This is a genomic window from Streptomyces sp. NPDC048278, assembly GCF_040652195.1.
In the GTDB taxonomy this organism is placed as follows: domain Bacteria; phylum Actinomycetota; class Actinomycetes; order Streptomycetales; family Streptomycetaceae; genus Streptomyces.
The window spans coordinates 42610-63330 of record NZ_JBEZLP010000044.1 but is presented as its reverse complement, the minus strand read 5'-3'; the positions used below and the strand labels follow the sequence as shown (position 1 = coordinate 63330).

Genomic DNA, 20721 nt, shown 5'->3' with positions numbered 1-20721 from the left:
TTACCGGGTGACGACCCGTCAGGCGGTGGTCCACCACACGGTGGTGTCGGCCGGCAGCTTCGCCTCGCCGTCCGCCTCGGTCAGTTCACCGCTGGCCAGCAGCACCCTGCCGTAGGCGGGTGTGGTCACCGACTCCCCACCGGTGTTGGCGACGCACACGAACTCCCCGCGCCGGAAGGCGAGGACGCCCTCGGGCGCGCGCAGCCACTCCACGCGGTCGCCCGCACCGAGGTCGGGCTGGGTGCGGCGGGCGGCCAGCGCGGCGCGGTACAGCTCCAGCGTCGAACCGGCCACCCCCGTCTGCGCCTCCACGCTCAGCTCGCCCCAACTCGCGGGCTGCGGCAGCCAGCTGCCCCCGCCGCCGAAGCCGTACGACGAGCCCTCCCGCGTCCACGGGATCGGCACCCGGCAGCCGTCCCGGAAGCCGTCCTGGCCCGCGCCCCGGAAGTACGCGGGGTCCTGGCGGACCTCGTCGGGCAGGTCCACGACGTCCGGGAGGCCCAGCTCCTCGCCCTGGTAGATGTACGCGGAGCCGGGCAGCGCGAGCATGAGGAGGGTGGCCGCGCGCGCCCGGCGCAGACCCAGTTCCCGGTCGCCGGCCGTGCGGATCTGCGTCCCCAGTCCCGGCGGGTTGGCGAAGCGGGTGGCGTGCCGGGTGACGTCGTGGTTGGAGAGGACCCAGGTGGCGGGGGCGCCGACCGGGCGCATCGCCTCCAGGGTGCGGTCGATGACCTCGCGCAGCTCGGCGGCGTCCCACTCCGTGCTCAGGTACTGGAAGTTGAAGGCCTGGTGGAGCTCGTCCGGGCGGACGTAGTTGGCGGTGCGCTCGACGGTCGGGGTCCACGCCTCGGCGACGAAGATCCGCTCACCGGCGTACTCGTCGAGGACGTGCCGCCACTGCCGGTAGACGTCGTGGACGCCGTCCTGGTCGAAGAACGGCATGACATCGTTGCCCAGCAGCTTGAGCTGGTCGGCGCCGCCGAGGTCGGGCAGCCCCTCCGCCTTCACCAGGCCGTGGGCGACGTCGATACGGAAGCCGTCCACGCCGATGTCCAGCCAGAACCGCAGGATGGAGCGGAACTCGTCGCCGACGGCGGGGTGGTCCCAGTTGAAGTCGGGCTGCTCCGGGGCGAAGAGGTGGAGGTACCACTCGCCGTCCGCCACCCGGGTCCACGCGGGCCCGCCGAAGATGGACTCCCAGTCGTTGGGCGGCAGTTCGCCGTTCTCGCCCTTGCCCGGACGGAAGTGGTACCGGTCGCGCGACGGCGATCCCGGCCCCTCCGCCAACGCCCGCTTGAACCACTCGTGCTGGTCCGAGGAGTGGTTGGGCACCAGGTCGACGATGATCCGCAGACCCAGCGCGTGCGCGTCCCGGATCAGCGCGTCCGCGTCCAGCAGGTTGCCGAACATGGGGTCCACGGCCCGGTAGTCGGCGACGTCGTAGCCGGCGTCCGCCTGCGGGGAGGCGTAGAACGGGCTGAGCCACACGGCGTCGACACCGAGGTCACGCAGGTAAGGGAGTCTGCCGCGCACGCCCTCCAGATCCCCCATCCCGTCGCCGTTGCTGTCGGCGAAGCTGCGCGGATACACCTGGTAGATCACCGCGTCCCGCCACCAGTCGCGGCGACGGGCGAGGGTGGCGGTGGTCGGGGCCGGGTCGGCGGCGGAATGCTGCTGGCTCATGGCGTCCTTGATGCGTCGTAACTGGGTCATCGGGTCAGAGGGTGGGGTGTGGAGGCGGCCGTGGTGACAGCGGGGTCGGATGGTCACCACGGCCGCCACCCGTGCCCCGTAAGGGGCGCGGGGCTCTATCGATGTGCGGCTTCCGCCGCGTGGGCGCGACCAGCCACAACGGCGCCGCAGACACACGACGGCCGAAGCAGCTTTTCCGGCAACCGGCGTCAGCCCTTCGTGCCGCCCGCGGTGAGTCCGGTCACCAGGTTCTTCTGTACGAGGTAGAAGAACACGGCCACCGGTATCGCGATCAGCACCGCCGTCGCGGTCATCAGGTTCCGCTGTGCGTCGTGCTCGCTGATGAAGCTCTGCAGCCCCACCGCGAACGTGTACTTGTCGTCGCTGAGCATGAACGTCGACGCGAAGGCGACCTCGCCGAAGGCGGTGAGGAAGTTGTAGAACGCGGCGACCGCGAGGCCCGGCTTCGCCAGCGGCAGGATCAGCCGGGCGAACGTGCCGAACGGGGAGAGTCCGTCGACCCGGCCGGCCTCGTCGATCTCGAAGGGGATCGTGTCGAAGTAGCCCTTGAGCAGGAACGCCGTGTAGGGGACGACGGTGGTGCAGTAGACGAGGATCAGGCCGAGGTAGCTGTCGATGAGGCCGAGGTCCGACAGGATCTGGTACATCGGCACCATCAGCACGGCGACCGGGAACATCTGGGTGACCAGCAGCAGCCACATGAACTTCCGGTAGCCGGGGAAGCGCATGCGGGAGACCGCGTAGCCGGTGGTGGAGGCGAGGACGAGCCCGATGACCGTCGTACCGCCGACGACGATCATCGTCGTCCTGAACCAGTCCCAGAACCCGGTGTGCTGGAGGACGAAGGAGTAGTTGCTCAGCGTCATCTTGTGCCAGATGCCGCTCGGGTGGAGGTAGTCGTCCTTGTCCGGGCCGAGGGACAGGAAGATCAGCCAGCCGACCGGGAAGAACGCGATCAGGCTCGCGACGCCCAGGATGCCGTGGGTGGCGGCGGTGGCGAGGGGACCGCGCTCACCCCGGCGGCGGATGCGGCGCGGACCGGGCACAGGGGCCTCCTCGGCGACCTGGGCGGAGGTCTCGACAGTGGTCGTACTCATGGGAGCTCCTGCCTCAGATCGCGAGCTGCTGCTCGTTGCGGTTGAGCACGCGGCGGTAGAAGGAGGTGAAGACGATCAGGATGGCCAGCAGCAGCATGCCGTAGGCGGCGGACTGGGCGAAATCACGCGGTTGCTGTCCGAAGCCGAGGAAGTAGGCCCAGGTGACCAGGATCTGCGCGTCCGGGGCGGTGTCGCCGAACAGCAGGAAGATGATGGCGAACTGGTTGAACGTCCAGATGATGCCGAGCAGGACGACGGTGGAGCTGACGGACCGCAGGCCCGGCAGGGTGACGTACCTGAAGCGCTGCCAGGCACTGGCGCCGTCCATCTCGGCGGCCTCGTACAGCGTGCCGTCGATGGCCTGGAGCCCACCGAGCAGCGAGAGCATCATGAACGGCACACCGCACCAGGTGTTGACCAGGATCGCGGCGGCCCGCTGCCAGAACGTGTCCTCCAGCCAGGCGGGTTGCGGCAGATGGAGGAAGTGCAGCGCGCTGTTGATGATGCCGCTGTCGGAGAGCATGAACCGCCAGCCGAAGACGGTGACGAAGGTGGGCACGGCCCAGGGCAGGACGAGAAGCATGCGGTAGAAGGTGCGACCGCGGAACTTCTCGTTGAGCAGCAGGGCGAGGCCGAGACCGATCGTGTAGTGCAGGGTGACGCAGAGCGCGGTCCAGACGATCGTCCAGACGAAGTGGGACCAGAAGCGGTCGTAGGACGTCGGGCCGAACAGGATGTCCTTGTAGTTGTCCAGGCCGATGAACTTGTAGGTGGCGTCGATGTGGTTGACGCCGATGGTGCGGGCGGTGTTGAGGCTGTTGGCGTCCGTCAGCGTCAGGTAGAAGCCGTACACCAGGGGGTAGACGACGATCGCCCCGAGCACGACGGCCACGGGGGCGATCATCGCGTAGGCGTACCAGTACTTCTGGTAGCTGTTCTTCAGCCGCTGGCCCAGCCCGGGGCGGGGCGCGCGGTCACCGTGGCGTTTGCCGGTCGCGCGGTCGATGGCGACTGTCATGGTTCGACACCTTCTGGTTCTTCCGGGATCGGGCTGGGCACAGGCCGGTGGCCGCCGGAGCGCTCCCCCCCTGAACGGGGCGCGCTCCGGCGACCGGCCGGCGCCTACTTGCTGAAGTCGGGGACGAGCTTCTCGATCCCGAGTTCGGCGGTGCTCAGCCCCTTGTCCAGGGACTCCTTGCCACCGGCGATCTTCGTCAGCTCGGTGCCGACCGGACCCCACAGGGAGGAGTACTCGGCGAGCGCCGGGCGCGGCTGGGCGGAGGAGAGGACGGCCTGGTAGCCGGCGATGCCCGGGTCGGCCTTGACCTCGGCGGTGTAGGCGTCGGAGCGGGTCGGCAGGGTGGAGTTCTTCAGCGCGATCTCCGTCTGGGACTTCGCGGAGGTCATGAAGGCGACGAACTTCTCGGCCGCTTCCTGGTGGGCCTTGTCCGAGCCGGCGTAGACGGAGAGGTTGTGACCGCCGGTCGGGGCGCCCGCCTTGCCGGTGGAGCCGGCCGGGACGGTGGCGATGCCGAGGTTGGACTTGTCGCCGAACGCGGAGCCCTTGTAGAAGTTGGTGATCTCCCAGGGACCCTCGATGGTCATGGCGACCTTGCCGTTGACGAAGGCGTCCTGGCGGTGGGCGTAGGCGTCGGCGGTGACGTCCGCCTTGTGCAGGCCCTTGCCGGAGTAGAGGTCCAGCCAGGTCTGGTAGCCCTTCTTCGCCGCGGCCGAGGTGATGGTGATCTTCTTGGCGGAGGCGTCGACCATGTCGGTGCCCTCGCCGTAGAGGAAGGGCTGCGTGTAGTACGCGGCCTCGGGGCCCCAGTAGCCGGTGGTCTTGGCCTTGTCCTGGATCTTGGCGGCGTCGGCCTTGACCTCGTCCCAGGTGGCGGGGGGCGTGGTGATGCCGGCCTTCTTGAAGAGCGCCTTGTTGTACACGAGGGCGAGGGTGTCGGTGACCAGCGGGACACCGTAGGTCTTGCCCTCGTACTGGGCCTGGGTGATCAGGCTGGACTGGAACTTGTCCTTGTCGGCGAGGGCGGCGGTGCCGTCCAGCGGCACGAAGTAGCCGGCCTTGGCGAAGGCGGGGGTCCAGCCGACCTCGGAGCGCAGCACGTCGGGGGCGCCCTTGCCGGACTGGGCGGCCGTGTCGAACTTGTTCTGCGCCTGGTCGAACTGGACGTCGACGTAGTTGACCTTGATGCCCTTGTTCGCGGCCTCGAACTCCTTGACCAGGGCCTTGTACGTCGGCGACTCGTTGGTGGCGTTGGAGGTGTCCCACCAGGTGATGGTGACCGGCCCGTCCGACTTGCTGTCGCTGTCGCTTCCGCCGCACGCCGTCGCCGTGAGGGCGAGGGACGCCACCAGCGCGGAGGCCGCTATGCCACGCCGCATGAGTTCTCCTTGAGGGTGAAAGCCCGGGCCTTCGCTGCCGCCGGGCGTCAGGGAACGTAACAGCGATGCAATCCTTGCGAAAGACCTTGCAGCAAAAAAGTGCAAGAGATCTCCGAAGTTATCCGGGCGTGACCTGTCGGCGACCGCCGTGAGACGCTTGTTTACAGCGGTGGAGCGCTACGGGGGCCACTTGTGCAAGACTCTGCAAGCTCTTGCCGTCACGTTTCAGTAGGGAGTGCGATGACGCAGCAGCCCACAGCGGGCCGCCCCCCAGGCCGCATCAGGCGCCCGATCGGTGTGCAAGGGGACATACGGCCGGTACAGTCCAGTGCCGTGACCACACGGCTTGCCGACATCGCAGCGCAGGCGGGGGTGAGCGAGGCGACGGTGAGCCGGGTCCTGAACGGGAAGCCGGGCGTCGCCGCCACCACCCGCCAGTCCGTGCTCGCCGCCCTGGACGTCCTCGGCTACGAGCGTCCGGTACGGCTGCGGCAGCGCAGCGAGGGCCTGGTGGGCCTGATCACGCCCGAGCTGGAGAACCCCATATTCCCGGCGCTCGCCCAGGTCATCGGGCAGGCGCTGACCCGGCAGGGCTACACCCCGGTGCTCGCCACCCAGACCCCGGGCGGGTCCACGGAGGACGAGCTGACCGAGATGCTGGTGGACCGCGGGGTCGCCGGCATCATCTACGTCTCCGGCCTCCACGCGGACACGACGGCCGACATGCAGCGCTACGAGCGGCTGCGGGCGCAGGGCGTGCCGTACGTCCTGGTGGACGGCTTCTCCCCCAAGGTGCAGGCGCCTTTCATCTCCCCCGACGACCGGGCCGCGATGACCCTGGCCGTCACCCACCTCGCCTCCCTGGGCCACACCCGGATCGGGCTCGCCCTCGGCCCGAAGCGGTTCGTGCCCGTGCAGCGCAAGATCGAGGGGTTCGTGCGGGCGATGCAGGACCAGTTGGGCCTGTCGGCGGACGTGATCGAGTCCGAGCTCGTCCAGCACTCCCTCTACACCCTGGAGGGCGGCCAGGCGGCCACCACGGCGCTCATCGACCGCGGTTGCACGGCGATCGTGTGCGCCAGCGACATGATGGCGCTCGGCGCGATACGGGCCGTACGGCAGCGCGGCCTCGACGTCCCCCGGGACGTCTCCGTGGTCGGCTTCGACGACTCCCCGCTCATCGCGTTCACCGACCCGCCGCTCACCACCATCCGCAAGCCGGTCCCGGCGATGGGCCAGGCCGCGGTGCGCACCCTGCTGGAGGAGATCGGCGGTACCCCGGCTCCGCACAGCGAGTTCGTTTTCATGCCGGAACTGGTGGTACGCGGTTCTACGGCGGCAGTACCCGGGAAGTAGTCGCCCTGCCGTAGAACGTGCACCGTGAACCCAACCTTGGGATGATCTGTCGACAACGTCTTTTCTGGCAGACTCTGTGCCTATGAGTGACTCGACCGTGACAGAGCCGGAAGGTCGCGCACAACAGACCCTTCCGCGGACCGTCACGGGTGAGGGAGAACAGGGGTTCCTGCGGCGGCTGCGCACGCCGCGGCGGCCCCGGCTCTGGTTCGAGATCCTGCTGATCGCGGTGAGTTACTGGACCTACTCGCTGATCCGCAACGCGGTCCCGGAGCAGAGGGCGCAGGCGCTGCGCAACGCCGACCGGATCTGGCAGGCCGAGCGCGGGCTGGGGATCGCCGTCGAGGAGTCGGTCAACCACGCCGTGAACTCGGTGAATTGGCTGATCGTCGGCATGAACTACTACTACGCGACGCTGCACTTCGTGGTGACGCTGGGCGTCCTGGTCTGGCTCTACCGCAGCCATCCCGGCCGCTACGCGGCGGCCCGCCTCGCCCTCTTCGCCACCACCGGGGTGGCCCTCCTCGGCTACTACCTGTTCCCGCTCGCCCCGCCCCGCCTGATGAACGGCGGCCGTTTCGTCGACACGGTGATGGTCCACCACACCTGGGGCTCGATGGCCTCCGGCGATCTCAAGCACATGTCCAACCAGTACGCCGCGATGCCGTCCATGCACATCGGCTGGTCCCTGTGGTGCGGCCTGACGATCTTCGCCCTCGCGTCGATCCCCTGGGTACGGCTCCTGGGCCTCCTCTACCCGACCGCCACCCTCCTCGTCATCGTCGCCACCGCCAACCACTTCTGGCTCGACGCGGTCGGCGGCGCCCTCTGCCTCACCTTCGGCTTCACAGTGGTACGCCTCTGGTACGGCGCCCTCCCCTACACCCTGCCCCGCCAGCCGACGGGAACAACCCTGCTGCGCAGCCCTGCGGGCGGCTGAGCCGGGTGCCTGCGGCCGGCTGGGCGGACTTCGCGGCGGAAAAGGGGGCCGGCAGATGATCGCCCTCCTTCTCCCCGCCGCCACCGCGCTCAGCCACGGCGGTGGAACCCGGCGGTGCCGGACCGGCCTCAGCCCGCCGCCCGCTGGACCGAACCCGCGGTTCAAGAACGGCTGCGGCTCACAACATCTGTAGGCCGAGATCCTCTGCCGGCCCGGACCGTCCGCCGGCCCCCTGTCCCCGCCGCCGCGGTGGTCAGCCACGACGGTGGGACCCGGCGGTGCCGGATCCGCCTCAGCGCGCCGACGGCTCACTTCCCCCGGTGCACCACGTGGCCCCCGGTCACCGTCAGTCGTACCGGTGCCTCGGTCAGTTCGTCCGCCGGGGCCTGGACGGGGTCCAGGGCGAAGGCTGTGAGGTCGGCGCGGTGGCCGACCGTGATGCAGCCTGCTACGGCTGCCTCACCCGCCGCCCGCGCCGCATGGCTCGTGCAGCCCTCCAGGGCCTCCAGGCCGGTGAGGCCCGGGCCCGATGCGGCGCCGCGCGGGGTGCGGGCCGTGGCGAGGACGGAGCGTACGTCGTAGTGGGCGATCGGCCAGTCCGAGCCGAGGGCGACCGTCGCGCCCGCGTCGCGGAGGTCGCGGAGGCGCCAGGCACGGTCGGCGCGGTCGGCGCCCAGTCGGCGGGACCACTCGTCGGTGCGGTCGGCGCGCGTGTACGCGGTGTGCGGCGGCTGCATCGACGCGGCCACCCCCAGCTCCGCGAACCGCGGGAGCAGCGCGTCCGGCGCCGTCTCGATGTGCTCGATCCGGTGCCTGCCCGCCGCACCGGGCCCCAGCCCCGCCACCACGTCCAGGACGTGCCGCACCGCCGCGTCCCCGATCGCGTGCGTGGCCGTGCGCACCCCGGCCGCGTGCAGGTGCCGTACGGCCGCGGCGTAGGCGTCCGGGTCGGGCCAGAACGCCGCCGTCCCCTGCCCGTGGCAGTCCGCGTGCTCCAGCCAGGCGGTGCCCCCTTCCACCGTGCCGTCCATGAAGAACTTCACCCCGTCGACCGTCCAGTGCCGGCCGCCCCGCCCCTGGGCCTCGACCAGCTCCGCCAGCCCGGCCTCGTCGACCCCCGGCATGCACCAGGGCGCGAAGCGCAGCCGCAGCGGCAGCACGGTCTCCTCGGCCACCGCCCCGACCAGCTCCGCGTCCCCGGCGTCCATGACGTGCGCCCCGGTCAGCCCGGTGGCCGCCATCGCGGCGAGCAGCTCGACCAGGCGGGCCCGGCGGGCCGCGTACGACGGGCGGGGCATCACCCCCTCGACCAGCTGCATCGCCGCGTGCTCGACGAGGTGCCCGGTGGGGCGGCCCGAGGGATCGCAGACGACCTGCGACCGCTGGGCGAAGGGCCGGGGGCCGGCGACCCCCGCCGCGGCCAGCGCCGCACCACTGGCCAGGGCCGAGTGACCGTCGTAGAGGCGGAGGAAGGCGGGCGCGCCGCCGAGGACGTCCTCCACCAGCGCGCGGTCGACCGGCCTGCCCTCGAACGCGTTGTGGTCGAGGCCGAAGCCGATCACCCAGCCGTCGATCCGGTCGGCCCCCGACAGCGCCGCCCGCAGGGCCGCCAGGTCGCGGACGCCCGACAGGTCGGCGCCGGTCGCCATGTCCAGGCCCCACACCGGGTGGCTGTGCGCGTCCACCAGGCCGGGCACCAGGTGCGCGCCGTCCAGCGCCACGACCTCGGTGCCCGGCCCCCGCCAGTCCCGTACGTCCCGCTCGTCGCCGACGGCGGCGATCACCCCGGCGCGCACGGCGACGGCGGTGGCGTGCGGCCGGGCGGGGTCGAGGGTGCGGACCTCGGCGCCGGTCAGGATCAGGTCGGGGGCGGCGGTGGCGGTGGCGGTCATGGTGCGGTGAACTCCCTTGTTCGGTAGGGCTGTTCGACGATTCGACTGTTCGATGATTCGGCTGTTCGGCTATTCGGCCGGTTCGGACGCGAAGTCCTCGTACACCGCGGGGCGTTCGCGGCGCAGCCACCACGCGAGGCCGAGGCCCGCGACGAAGACGGCCGGGGCGATGACGATCAGCAGGGTGTTGACCGTGTCCGAGGCGCCGGTGAACAGGTCGATGTGGGTGATGACGAGCCCTATCGCGGTGGCGAGGAGGACCGCGGCGACGGTCGGGGCGACCACCGTGCGCAGGGTGCCCTCCTCGTGCCGTACCCGGCGGAAGTAGCAGGGCACCGCGATCGCGGCGAGCAGCTGGAGCGCGAACAGGCCGATCATTCCGGGGGTGTTGACCCACAGCAGCAGCTGGTTGTACGGGTCGGCGCCCGCCGCCCAGAAGGCGAGCACGACCAGGGAGCCGAGGACCGTCTGGGCGACACCGGCCAGGTACGGGGAGCGGTGGCGCGGGTGGATCCTGCCCAGGGACCCGGGCAGCACGCCCTCCTCGGCGAGGGCGAGGGCGTAGCGGTTGATCGCGTTGTGGAAGGCGAGGAGCGAGGCGATGATGCTGGTCACGATGAAGACGTGCATCAGGTCGGCCGCCCAGCCGCCCACGTAGGTGGTGATGGCGGTGAAGAAGAGGCCCCCGGGGTCCTTGGCGGCGGCAGCGATGACGTCCTGGTTCCCGAAGGCCTGGATGATGATCCACACCATGAAGGCGTAGAAGAGGCCGAGGAAGGCGACGGCCACGTAGGTGGCGCGCGGGACCGTGCGGTTCGGGTCGCGGGCCTCGCGGCGGTAGATGACGGTGGACTCGAAGCCGGTGAAGGCGGCGAACGCGAAGGCGAGGACGACCGCCGTACCGGAGACGAAGACGTGGCCGGGGGCGAACGAGGCGCCGGACAGGCCGTGCGCGCCGCCCTTCACCAGCACTCCGCCGGCGAGCAGCACGAGGATGCCGGTCTCGGCCACCAGCAGTACGCCGAGCAGCTTGGCGCCGAACTCGATGGAGCGGTAGCCGCCGTAGCCGATGAGGAGGAGTCCGGCGAGGGCGATCGGCAGCCAGGGGACGTCGACGTCGAAGAGGGCCTTCGCGGTGTCCCGGCCCGCGCTGCCGAGGAGGCCGTAGACGCCGATCTCCATGCCGTTGTAGCCGACGAGGGCGAGCAGTGCGGCGCCGATGCCGACGGGGCGGCCGAGGCCGCGGGTGATGTAGGCGTAGAAGGCGCCGCCGCTCCGGACGTGCCGGCTCATGGTGGTGAAGCCGACGGCGAAGACGGCGAGGGTGATGCCGGCGATGAGGTAGCCGGCCGGGGCGCCGATGCCGCCGAGCAGGACGGCGAGCGGGGCGACGCCGGCCATCACGGTGAGCGGGGCGGCGGCGGAGATGACGAAGAAGGCGATGTCGGCGGTGCCGAGCGAGCCGGAGCGGAGGGTCGCCACGGCGGGTGGCGTGCTCTCCTCGCGAGCGGTGACGGACATGGAGGGGGAGCCCTTCGAGCGCGACGGACGGGGAGGGTTCCGGGCGTGCGGGATGACCGGCGCTACCAGGGCAGGGACTGCCCCGGACCCGTAAATCTAAAGCCTTTCGGTTTTGGCAATGTAGCCTCCTCCTGGACATCCGGGAAGACCCGTTTCACACCTTCGGGGGAGAACACACGCATGGGACGGCCGCGCACCCCGCTCCTCGACCGGGAGCGGATCACCACGACCGCGCTGCAACTCGTTGACGAGCAGGGCGACTTCAGCGTCCCGCAGATCGCGAAGCGGCTCGGCACCCAGGCCGGTTCGCTGTATCACCATGTGGACGGCCGGGACGGCATCGTCGAGCTGCTGCGCGAACGGGTCGCGACGGCGATCGACCCCGCGACCCTGGACCTGGCCCCCTGGGACACCGCCGTGGAGTCCTGGGCCCGCTCCTACCGGGCCGCGTTCGCCGCCCATCCGCGCGCGATCCCGCTCCTGATGACCTCGCCGGTGCGGGCGCCCCGGGTCCTGGAGCAGTACGAGCGCGCGGTCACGGTGCTGCTGACGGCGGGCTTCGCCCCGGCGGACGTGATGCCCCTGCTGATCGCCCTGGAGAACCTGGTGCTCGGCTCGGCGCTGGACCTGGCGGCCCCGGAGGCGATGTGGGAGCTGACCGACCGGACCCCGACCCCGCACCTGGCACAGGCCCTGGCGGCGGTGGGGGACGGCAGGGCGGACCGCGCCTTCGAGGTGGGCCTGACGGGCCTCATGAACCACGCCCGGACCCTGCTCCCCGGCTGACCCCCCGCCCCGCCCGTTGGCAGACCCCGGGTATCGCGGGCATATCGAGAACCGCATACGCCGCGGCAACCGCCCGCCGTCTTCCATGGAGCCGTGAACCGAAACCCGTCCCTCCTCGGCCCGTCCCTCCTCGGCCCGTCCCTCCTCGGCCTGGCGGTCCTCGGTCTGTCCTGCGCCGCGTTCGCCATGCGCCGGCCGCTCATGATGTCCGCTCCGAACTGCGCGGCCGGGCGGTGGCACGGCTGCTTCGACACGTTCAACGGCGTGGTGCTGATGACGCTGGTCACGCTGCCGTTGGCCGGGCTCGCGGCGTGGGCGCTGACCCGCCTCCGGCGCGCCGCCGGGGTCGCGTCGGCGGGGCGGCTGTCGCTGGCCGAGGTGGGCATGGTGCACGGGACGGTGCCGTTCGTGTGGCTGACGATGATGCCGGGCGGGGCGGCCGGTACCGCCCCGGCCCGGGTGAGCCTCGTACCGCTGCGGGACCTGGCGACCATGGGGACGCTCGGGATCGTCGGCAACCTGCTGGTCTTCGCGTCGCTGGGGTTCTTCGCCCCGGTGCGGTTCGCGGCCCTGGCGTCGGCGCCGCGGATCCTGGCGCTCGGGGCGGGCTGCTCGGCCCTGGTGGAGACCGCGCAGTACGTCCTGCGCCTGGACCGGGTGTCCTCCGTGGACGACGTCCTGGTCAACGCCGTCGGCGCCCTGCTGGCCGGGCTGGCCTCGCGCCGCTGGTGGCGTACGACGGCACCGGCGCCGTCGGACCGGCCGCACCACGCGCCGACACCGACGGGCTGAGTCACGTGCCGGTGCGCACACCTCCCTACCCTGGGGGCATCGTGACCAGACGCCCGAACCTCAGCGCCCGGCTGAAGCTCACCCTCAGCTACGCCGGATTCCTCGTCGTCGCCGGCGTTCTCCTGCTGGCCGTGATGTGGGTGTTCGTGCTGCGCTGGCTGCCGAACGAGGACGCCAGGTCCATCCAGAGGCGGTTCGGCGCCGTGATCATCCTCGGGCCCAAGCGCTCCGACCTGCTGAACGGCTTCGCGCCCGCCGCGGCCACGGCCCTGGTCTTCCTCCTCGTCTTCGGCCTGCTGGGCGGCTGGATCCTGGCCGGCCGGATGCTCGCCCCGCTCACCCGGATCGCGTCCGCGGCCCGGCTGGCCTCGGACGGCTCGCTCTCCCACCGGATCCGCATGACGGGCCCCAGGGACGAGTTCCGCGAACTCGCCGACGCGTTCGACACCATGCTGGAACGACTCGAATCCCACGTCGGCGAACAGCAGCGGTTCGCCGCGAACGCCTCCCACGAACTGCGCACCCCGCTCGCCGTCACCCGGACGCTCCTCGACGCCGCCCGCAACGACCCCACGCGGGACCGGGGCGAACTCGTCGAACGCCTGCGCACCGTCAACACACGGGCGATCGACCTCACCGAGGCCCTGCTGCTGCTCAGCCGCGCCGACGGCAGGAGCTTCGCCCGTGAGTCCGTCGACCTCTCGCTCGTCGCCGAGGAAGCCGCCGAGACGCTGCTTCCCCTCGCCGAGAAGCGCCGGATCACGCTCGACGTCACCGGCGGGCCGGCGCATGCCGTCGGCTCCGCGGCGCTGCTTCTGCGGATGGTGACGAACCTCGTCCAGAACGCCGTCGTCCACAACCTCCCGGCGGACGGCACCGTGACGGTCCACACCGAACGGCGGCGCGACGCGAGCGTGCTGCGGGTCGAGAACACGGGCCGTCCGCTGCCGCCGGAGCTGGTGCCGACCCTCGCCGAGCCCTTCCAGCGGGGCACGGAACGGGTCCGCACCGACGAGCACGCCGGGGTCGGCCTCGGGCTGGCCATCGTGCGCAGCGTCGTCCGGGCGCACGACGGCACCCTCGAACTCGCGCCCCGCACCGGCGGCGGCCTCGTCGTCACCGTGCGGCTGCCCGCGCCCGCCGAGACGGGCGGCAAGCCCCGTCAGGCCCCGTAGAAGAGCTCCTCGACGACGGCCCGGGCCCTGCGCGTGGTACGCCGGTACGCGTCGAGCATGTCCCCGGCGTGCCCGTCCCCGTACCCCAGGTACCGCCCCACGGCGGCCAGCTCCCGGCTCTCGGTGGGGAAGGTGTCGCCGGCCCGGCCGCGCACCAGCATCACGGCGTTGCGCACCCGGGTGGCCAGCACCCAGGCCTCGTCCAGTGTCTCGGCCTCCTCGGCCCCCAGCAGTCCCGCCGCCGTCGCCGCGGCCAGCGCCTGCCGGGTCCGGGTGGTGCGCAGCCCCGGCTCGGCCCAGCCGTGCCGCAGTTGCAGCAGCTGCACGGTCCACTCCACGTCGGAGAGCCCGCCCGGCCCGAGCTTGGTGTGCAGCTTCGGGTCGGCGCCGCGCGGCAGCCGCTCGGACTCCATCCGGGCCTTCAGCCGCCGGATCTCGCGCACCGCGTCCTCGCCGAGCCCCTCCGCCGGGTACCGCAGCGGGTCGATCAGCCCGATGAAGCGGCGGCCCAGCTCCTCGTCGCCCGCGACGGGTTCGGCGCGCAGCAGGGCCTGCGACTCCCAGACCAGCGACCAGCGGCGGTAGTACGCCTCGTAGGACTTGAACGTGCGCACCAGCGGCCCGGACTTGCCCTCGGGACGCAGGTCCGCGTCGATGAGCAACGGCGGGTCGGCGCTGGGGATCTGGAGCAGCCGGCGCATCTCGGCGACGACCTTGTTGGCCGCGTCGGCCGCCTCGCGTTCGGCCACGCCCTCCTGCGGCTCGTGCACGAACAGGACGTCGGCGTCGGAGCCGTAGCCCAGCTCGTGGCCGCCGAACCGGCCCATGCCGATCATGACGAACCGGGTCGGCAGGGTGTCCCCCCAGCCGTCCCGGACCACGGCGCGCAGGGTCCCGGCCAGGGTCGCCGCCGTCAGGTCGGAGACCGCGCCGCCGACCCGGTCGACCAGGGCGCCCTGGTCCGGCTCGACGGGCTTGGTGTCGGTGCCGTAGGAGTCCACGATGTCGGCGGCGGCCGTCCGGAACAGCTCGCGGCGGCGCACCCCGCGGGCGGCCCGTACCCCGTCCTCGGCGTTGTCGGCGCGGCCGGCGGCGGCGAGGATCTCCTGCTCCAGCTGGGCCCGGCCGCGCGGTTCCAGGCCGCCGCCCCCGTCGCCGTCGCCCAGCAGGGCCACCGCCTCCGGGGCACGCATCAGCAGGTCGGGGGCGAGGCGGCCGGCGGACAGCACGCGGGCGAGGTTCTCGGCGGCGGCGCCCTCGTCCCTGAGCAGCCGCAGGTACCAGGGGGTCTTGCCGAGGGCGTCGGAGACCTTGCGGAAGTTCAGCAGGCCCGCGTCCGGGTCGGCGGAGTCGGCGAACCAGCCGAGCAGGACGGGCAGCAGGGTGCGCTGGATGGCGGCCTTGCGGGTGACGCCGGAGGCGAGGGCCTCCAGGTGGCGCAGGGCGGCGGCGGGGTCGGCGTAGCCGAGGGCCTCCAGCCGTTCCCGGGCCGCCTCGGCGCTCAGCCTGGTTTCACCGGAGGCGAGTTGGGCGACGGCGTCGAGCAGCGGGCGGTAGAAGAGCTTCTCGTGCAGGCGCCGTACGACCCCGGTGTGCTGCTTCCACTCGCGGATCAGCTCGGTCACCGGGTCGGTGCGCAGGCCCAGCGAGCGGCCGAGGCGGCGCAGGTCGGCCTCGTCCTCGGGGACCAGGTGGGTGCGGCGCAGCCGGTAGAGCTGGATGCGGTGCTCCATGGAGCGCAGGAAGCGGTAGGCGTCGTCGAGCTGGACGGCGTCGGCGCGGCCCACGTAGCCGCCGGCGGCGAGGGCTTGGAGGGCGTCCAGGGTGGTGCCGGAGCGCAGCGTGGCGTCGGTGCGGCCGTGCACCAACTGGAGGAGCTGGACGGCGAACTCGACGTCCCTGAGGCCGCCGGGGCCGAGCTTCAGCTCGCGGTCGATCTCGGCGGCCGGGATGTTCGCCACCACGCGCCGGCGCATCTTCTGCACGTCGGCGACGAAGTTGTCGCGCTCGGCGGCCTTCCAGACCATGGGTTCGAGCGCGGCGACGTACTCCTGCCCGAGGTCGAGGTCGCCGGCGACCGGGCGGGCCTTGAGCAGGGCCTGGAACTCCCAGGTCTTGGCCCAGCGCTGGTAGTAGGCGAGGTGGCTGCTGAGGGTGCGCACGAGGGGGCCGTTGCGGCCCTCGGGGCGGAGGTTGGCGTCGACCGGCCAGATCGAGCCCTCCACCGTGGTCTCGGAGCAGATCCGCATCATGTGCGAGGCGAGCTTGGTGGCGGACCGCAGCGCCTTGCTCTCGTCCGCGTCGTCGGCCGCCTCGCCGACGAAGATGACGTCGACGTCGGAGACGTAGTTCAGCTCGTGGCCGCCGCACTTGCCCATGGCGATCACCGCGAGCCGGCAGGCGGCGGCGTCCTCGGGCGCGGCGGCCTCGGCGAGGGCGAGGGCGGCGCGCAGGGTGGCGGTGGCCAGGTCGGCGAGTTCGGCGGCGGTCTGGGCGACGTCCGTCGTGCCGCACACGTCGCGGGCGGCGATGGACAGCAGGCAGCGCCGGTAGGCGACGCGCAGGGCGACCGGGTCGGCGGCCCCCGCGAGCCCGCGTTCGAACTCCGCGACGCCCGGGTGCAGGTCCCGGGGCTCGTAGGTGACCAGTTCGTCCCAGTCCCGCGGGTGCCGGGCGAGGTGGTCGGCGAGGGCGGCGGAGGCGCCGAGGACGCCCAGCAGGCGGTCCCGCAGCGGCTTGGCCGCTATCAGGGTGTCGAGCAGCTCCCGGCGGGCGGTGGGTCCCGGCTGGGCCTCCAGGAGCCGTACCAGGCCGTGCAGGGCGAGGTCGGGGTCGGCGGTGCCGCCCAGGGCTTCGAGGAGCACCGGGTCGTCGCGTACGGCGGCCAGCTCGGGGCCGTCCAGCAGCCGTTCGGCGGCCGAGGCATCGGTGAAGCCGTGCCGCAGCAGTCGCGTGAAGGTACTGCTCCTGCGCCCCGGCGCCATCCGCGGACTCCTTCCGGATCAAGGTCGTCTCCGCCCGAGCCTAACCGCAGACCGGGGCACGAGCGCCGATGAGTTCCGGGCGGGATCGTGGTCCGTACCGGCAACGAACCCAGGGAGGCATCATGCGCGACCCCGAGGGCGAGCTGGACGCCCGCTACAGCAGCGAGGGCGCCTCGGCGCGCGACTGGTCCGAGGCGGAGAAGGTGCTGACGGACTCCGAGCTGTTCTGGATCTCGACGGTACGCCCGGACGGGCGCCCCCATGTCACCCCGCTGCTCGCGGTGTGGCACGACGGCGCCCTGCACTTCGGCACCGGCCCCGGCGAGCGCAAGGCGGCCAACCTCGCCGGGAACCCGCACGTCGTCCTGACGACCGGCACCAACAGCTGGACCAGCGGGTACGACGTGACGGTCGAGGGCGAGGCGGTACGCGTGACCGACGACGGCCGGCTGCGCGAGCTGGCGGCGGCCTGGGAGGCGAAGTACGGCCCGTTCTGGCACTACGAGGTGGCGGACGGCTGCTTCCGCCACGGGCCGGGACGGGCCCTGGTCTTCGCCGTGCGGCCCCGCAGGGTCCTCGGCTTCGGCAAGGGCGAGCTCTTCAGCCAGACGAAGTGGGAGTAGCCCACCGGGTCACCGGGCACCGGGCACCGGGCCCAGCAGTTCATCCGGTCTTCACCTCTCTGGCCGGACGCGGTGGGAGCGGAGATTATTGGCGTGTGCATGCTCAGTCCGCACCGCCACCCGAACCCCTCCCTTCCCCCAGTACCGGAGGTTGATGTGTCCGGCAGTTCCGCACGTCCCGGGATGCTGCGCCGCGCCCGTACGGCGGTGGCGTCCGCCACCGCCTTCACCGCCGCCGCGGTCGGCCTGTGGACCGGGCTCGGCGGCGGCTCCGCGCACGCCGCGAGTGCCGTACCGACCCCCGACCACGTGATCGTCGTGGTCTTCGAGAACCACGCCTACAGCCAGGTCATCGGCTCCTCCAGCGCCCCGTACATCAACTCGCTGAAGTCCGGCGGCGCCAACCTGACCCAGATGTACGCCGAGACCCACCCGAGCCAGCCCAACTACTTCGCCCTGTTCTCCGGCTCCACCCAGGGCATCACCAGCGACAGCTGCTACACGGCCGGCTTCTCCTCGGCGGCGAACCTCGCCTCCGAGCAGCTCGCGGCCGGCCGCACCTGGGCCAGCTACAACGAGACCCTGCCCAGCCAGGGCTCGACCACGTGCAGCAGCGGCAACTACGCGCGCAAGCACAACCCGTGGTTCGGCTTCAGCAACGTGCCGACCTCGACCGCGAAGACGTTCGCCCAGTTCCCGACCGACTACTCCACCCTCCCCCAGCTGTCCTTCGTGACCCCCAACCTGTGCAGCGACATGCACGACTGCTCGGTGGCCACCGGTGACACCTGGCTGAAGAACAACCTGGGTGCGTACGCCACCTGGGCGCAGACCCACAACAGCCTCCTCGTCGTCACCATGGACGAGGACAACCTGCTCTCCGGCAACCGCATCCCGACCGTCCTGTACGGCCAGCCGGTCACCGCGGGCTCGACCTCGTCCACCACGTACGACCACTACGACCTGCTGCGCACCCTGGAGGACAGCCAGGGCCTGAGCACCCACGCGGGCAACGCGGCGTCCTCGTCCGACATCACCGGGATCTGGGCGTCCTGACGTGTACGTAGCGGACAGCCGCGCGAGCGCTCCGGCGACGGCGTCCGTGGAAGGTACCGCCCGGCCCTCGAAGGCCGGGCGGTACCGCTCCACGATCGCGCCCACCGTCCTCGCCCTCGGCACGGTCAGCCTGGTCACCGACGTCTCCTCCGAGATGGTCACGGCGGTCCTCCCGCTGTACCTGGTGGCGGGCCTCGGCCTGTCCCCGCTGGGCTTCGGCCTCCTCGACGGCGTCTACAACGGCTTCTCGGCGGTCGTACGCCTGGTCGGCGGCCACCTGGCCGACCGCGGCGGCGGGCGCCACAAGTGGGTGGCGGGCGCCGGTTACGCCCTGTCGGCGCTCTGCAAGCCCCTGCTGCTGGTGGCGCACTCGTTGACGCCCATCGGCCTGATCCTGGCCGCCGACCGCACCGGCAAGGGCCTGCGCACGGCTCCCCGGGACGCCCTGATCTCGCTCTCCAGCACCCCCGAGACCCGGGGCCGCGCCTTCGGCGTGCACCGGGCCATGGACACGGCGGGCGCGCTGCTCGGCCCGCTCGCCGCGTTCCTCATCCTGCGGGCGACCGTGGACGGCTACGACGCGGTCTTCACGGTCAGCTTCTGCGTGGCGGTCCTGGGCGTGCTGGTCCTGGTCCTGTTCGTCCCGGGCGGCGGCCGTACCGAGACGGCCGGCCCCACCGACGGCCGTGCCGTGGCGACCGATCCCACCGACGGCCGTGCCGTGACGACCGCTCCCACCGGTGGCCGTACCGCGCCGGCCGCGTCCACCGCGCGCCCCACGCTGCGGGCGGCACTCGGCCTCCTGGCCCACCGCGACCTGCGCCGCATCACCGTCTGCGCCCTGCTCCTCGGCCTCGCGACGGTGAGCGACTCGTTCGTCTACCTGCTGCTGCAACGCCGGCTCGGCGTCCCGGACCGCTGGTTCGCCCTGCTCCCCCTCGGCACCGCCGCCGCGTTCCTCCTGCTCGCCGTCCCGCTGGGCCGCCTGGCCGACCGCTGGGGCCGCTGGCGCGTCTTCCTGGCCGGCCACGGCGCCCTGCTCCTGGCCTACCTCCTGCTGCTCACGTCCTGGCACGGCACGGCCCTGCCGTACGCGGTGCTGGCCCTGCACGGCACGTTCTACGCGGCGACCGACGGCGTCCTGATGGCGGCGGCGTCCGACAGCGTCCCCGAGACGCTGCGCTCGTCGGGTCTCGCGCTGGTCCAGACGGGTCAGGCGGGGGCGCGTTTCGCCTGCTCACTGGGGTTCGGGGCGGCGTGGACGCTGTGGGGCGACCGTACGGCGCTGAGCGTGTCGGCGGTGGCCCTGGCGGTGTGCGCGGCCTACGCCCTCACCCTCCGCCCCCTCCGGAAGGCCGCCGCATGACCCTGCGCTCCCGGCTCCTGATCCTCCTCTCGGCGCTCGCGGTCCTGGCGGCCGTGGCCCTGGCCTCCGTCCTGCACGCCTCCGCCCGGGCGGAGCGCCGCGACCACACCCAGGCGGGCGGCCCGCAGGTCACCCCCGGGACGGTGACCCTCACCGCCCCCGGCCGCATGGTCTTCCGCAACATGGCCTGGGGTCCGCACCGCGACGAGCTGACCACGGTCCCCGCCGCCGCCCCGGCCGGCCCGCGCACCGCCTCCGGCGTGAAATGCCTCCGCTTCTACGCCGCCGCGGGCACCGGCGTCTGCCTCCAGGCGGTGCACGGCGCGGTCTCGGACACCTACCGGGCGCTGATCCTGGACGCGCACCTGAAGGAACGGGCCCACTACGACGTGCCGGGCATCCCGTCCCGCGCCCGTGTCTCCCCCACCGGGCACTACGCGGCCTGGACGGCGTTCGTGGGCGGCGACTCGTACGCGGGCACGGACTTCTCGACCCGCACGGCGATCGTCGACACCCGCACCGGCGCGCTGATCCCCACGCTGGAGGCGTTCCGCATCGTCAGGGACGGCCGCCCCTACCGGTCCGCGGACGTCAACTTCTGGGGCGTGACGTTCGCGTCCGACGACCACACCTTCTACGCGACCCTCGCGACGAAGGGCTCCACCTACCTGGTCCGGGGCGACCTGCGTACCCGTACGGTCACCACGCTCCACCCGAACGTGGAGTGCCCGTCCCTCTCCCCCGACGGCACCCGCATCGCCTACAAGAAGCGCGTGCAGGGCCTCCCGAAGGACGCGCCCTGGCACCTCTACGTCCTCGACCTGAGGACCCTGCGCGAAACCCCGCTCGCCGAGACCCGCAGCGTCGACGACCAGGCGGTGTGGAAGGACGCGCACACCGTCGTCTACGCCCTGCCGGGCGACTACGGGGCGGACCTCTACGAGATCCCGGCGGACGGCACGGGGAAGCCGCGGCGGATCAGCGTCTCGGCGGTGTCACCGGCATACGTGGACTGATACGTGG

At 72.1% G+C, this 20721-nt stretch carries 16 protein-coding genes; 9 read left to right on the top strand and 7 right to left on the bottom strand.

Features of this window, described 5'->3' with window-relative positions; genetic code table 11:
- Positions 1 to 18 precede the first annotated feature (18 nt).
- The 4 genes from AB0D74_RS44215 to AB0D74_RS44200 form a co-directional block, all read right to left on the bottom strand.
- On the bottom strand, positions 19 to 1683 hold the full coding sequence (locus AB0D74_RS44215) for a glycoside hydrolase family 13 protein (protein WP_362600112.1): 1665 nt from the start codon (positions 1681 to 1683) through the stop codon (positions 19 to 21).
- A gap of 218 nt (positions 1684 to 1901) precedes the next feature.
- The gene (locus AB0D74_RS44210) at positions 1902 to 2810 is read right to left on the bottom strand and encodes a carbohydrate ABC transporter permease (protein ID WP_362600064.1); all 909 of its coding nucleotides are present in this window, start codon (positions 2808 to 2810) and stop codon (positions 1902 to 1904) included.
- 13 nt (positions 2811 to 2823) lie between these two features.
- A complete protein-coding gene (locus AB0D74_RS44205) occupies positions 2824 to 3828 on the bottom strand; it encodes a sugar ABC transporter permease (protein WP_362600062.1) in 1005 nt (334 codons plus the stop codon).
- Positions 3829 to 3932: 104 nt separating this feature from the next.
- Positions 3933 to 5207 (bottom strand): extracellular solute-binding protein, encoded by a 1275-nt coding sequence (locus AB0D74_RS44200; RefSeq protein ID WP_362600060.1) that lies wholly within the window; start codon positions 5205 to 5207, stop codon positions 3933 to 3935.
- A gap of 333 nt (positions 5208 to 5540) precedes the next feature.
- Here AB0D74_RS44200 and AB0D74_RS44195 point away from each other — a divergent pair, with 333 nt between their 5' ends.
- Both AB0D74_RS44195 and AB0D74_RS44190 read left to right on the top strand, forming a co-directional pair.
- The gene (locus tag AB0D74_RS44195) at positions 5541 to 6563 is read left to right on the top strand and encodes a LacI family DNA-binding transcriptional regulator (RefSeq protein ID WP_362600058.1); all 1023 of its coding nucleotides are present in this window, start codon (positions 5541 to 5543) and stop codon (positions 6561 to 6563) included.
- An 82-nt stretch (positions 6564 to 6645) separates the two neighbouring features.
- Entirely contained in the window at positions 6646 to 7503 is an 858-nt protein-coding gene (locus tag AB0D74_RS44190) for a phosphatase PAP2 family protein (protein ID WP_362600056.1), read from the top strand.
- 308 nt (positions 7504 to 7811) lie between these two features.
- On the opposite strand, the gene AB0D74_RS44185 is transcribed toward AB0D74_RS44190, so the two are convergent.
- Positions 7812 to 9395, bottom strand: coding sequence for an amidohydrolase family protein (locus tag AB0D74_RS44185; RefSeq protein WP_362600054.1), 1584 nt, complete (start codon positions 9393 to 9395; stop codon positions 7812 to 7814).
- Between the two features lie 69 nt (positions 9396 to 9464).
- Complete coding sequence (locus AB0D74_RS44180; protein WP_362600052.1) at positions 9465 to 10916, bottom strand: APC family permease; 1452 nt, start codon at positions 10914 to 10916, stop codon at positions 9465 to 9467.
- 180 nt (positions 10917 to 11096) lie between these two features.
- On the opposite strand from AB0D74_RS44180, the gene AB0D74_RS44175 reads away from it, so the two are divergent.
- From AB0D74_RS44175 to AB0D74_RS44165, 3 genes are all read left to right on the top strand, one after another.
- Positions 11097 to 11702: a TetR/AcrR family transcriptional regulator C-terminal domain-containing protein gene (locus AB0D74_RS44175; protein ID WP_362600050.1), complete on the top strand. Its 606-nt coding sequence runs from the start codon at positions 11097 to 11099 to the stop codon at positions 11700 to 11702.
- Between the two features lie 186 nt (positions 11703 to 11888).
- Positions 11889 to 12494: a VanZ family protein gene (locus AB0D74_RS44170; RefSeq protein WP_362600110.1), complete on the top strand. Its 606-nt coding sequence runs from the start codon at positions 11889 to 11891 to the stop codon at positions 12492 to 12494.
- Positions 12495 to 12535: 41 nt separating this feature from the next.
- Positions 12536 to 13669 (top strand): HAMP domain-containing sensor histidine kinase, encoded by a 1134-nt coding sequence (locus AB0D74_RS44165; RefSeq protein WP_362600048.1) that lies wholly within the window; start codon positions 12536 to 12538, stop codon positions 13667 to 13669.
- Here the strand turns inward: AB0D74_RS44165 and AB0D74_RS44160 are convergent.
- On the bottom strand, positions 13657 to 16653 hold the full coding sequence (locus AB0D74_RS44160) for a bifunctional [glutamine synthetase] adenylyltransferase/[glutamine synthetase]-adenylyl-L-tyrosine phosphorylase (RefSeq protein WP_362600047.1): 2997 nt from the start codon (positions 16651 to 16653) through the stop codon (positions 13657 to 13659). The genes AB0D74_RS44165 and AB0D74_RS44160 overlap by 13 nt on opposite strands.
- 122 nt (positions 16654 to 16775) lie before the next feature.
- Here AB0D74_RS44160 and AB0D74_RS44155 point away from each other — a divergent pair, with 122 nt between their 5' ends.
- From AB0D74_RS44155 to AB0D74_RS44140, 4 genes are all read left to right on the top strand, one after another.
- Positions 16776 to 17276, top strand: a complete 501-nt coding sequence (locus tag AB0D74_RS44155; protein ID WP_362600045.1) for a pyridoxamine 5'-phosphate oxidase family protein — start codon at positions 16776 to 16778, stop codon at positions 17274 to 17276.
- A 183-nt stretch (positions 17277 to 17459) separates the two neighbouring features.
- On the top strand, positions 17460 to 18332 hold the full coding sequence (locus tag AB0D74_RS44150; protein WP_362600108.1) for an alkaline phosphatase family protein: 873 nt from the start codon (positions 17460 to 17462) through the stop codon (positions 18330 to 18332).
- A gap of 1 nt (position 18333) precedes the next feature.
- Complete coding sequence (locus AB0D74_RS44145) at positions 18334 to 19698, top strand: MFS transporter (protein WP_362600043.1); 1365 nt, start codon at positions 18334 to 18336, stop codon at positions 19696 to 19698.
- The gene (locus AB0D74_RS44140; protein ID WP_362600041.1) at positions 19695 to 20714 is read left to right on the top strand and encodes a TolB-like translocation protein; all 1020 of its coding nucleotides are present in this window, start codon (positions 19695 to 19697) and stop codon (positions 20712 to 20714) included. The genes AB0D74_RS44145 and AB0D74_RS44140 overlap by 4 nt, the downstream gene beginning before the upstream one ends.
- Positions 20715 to 20721: the final 7 nt, after the last annotated feature.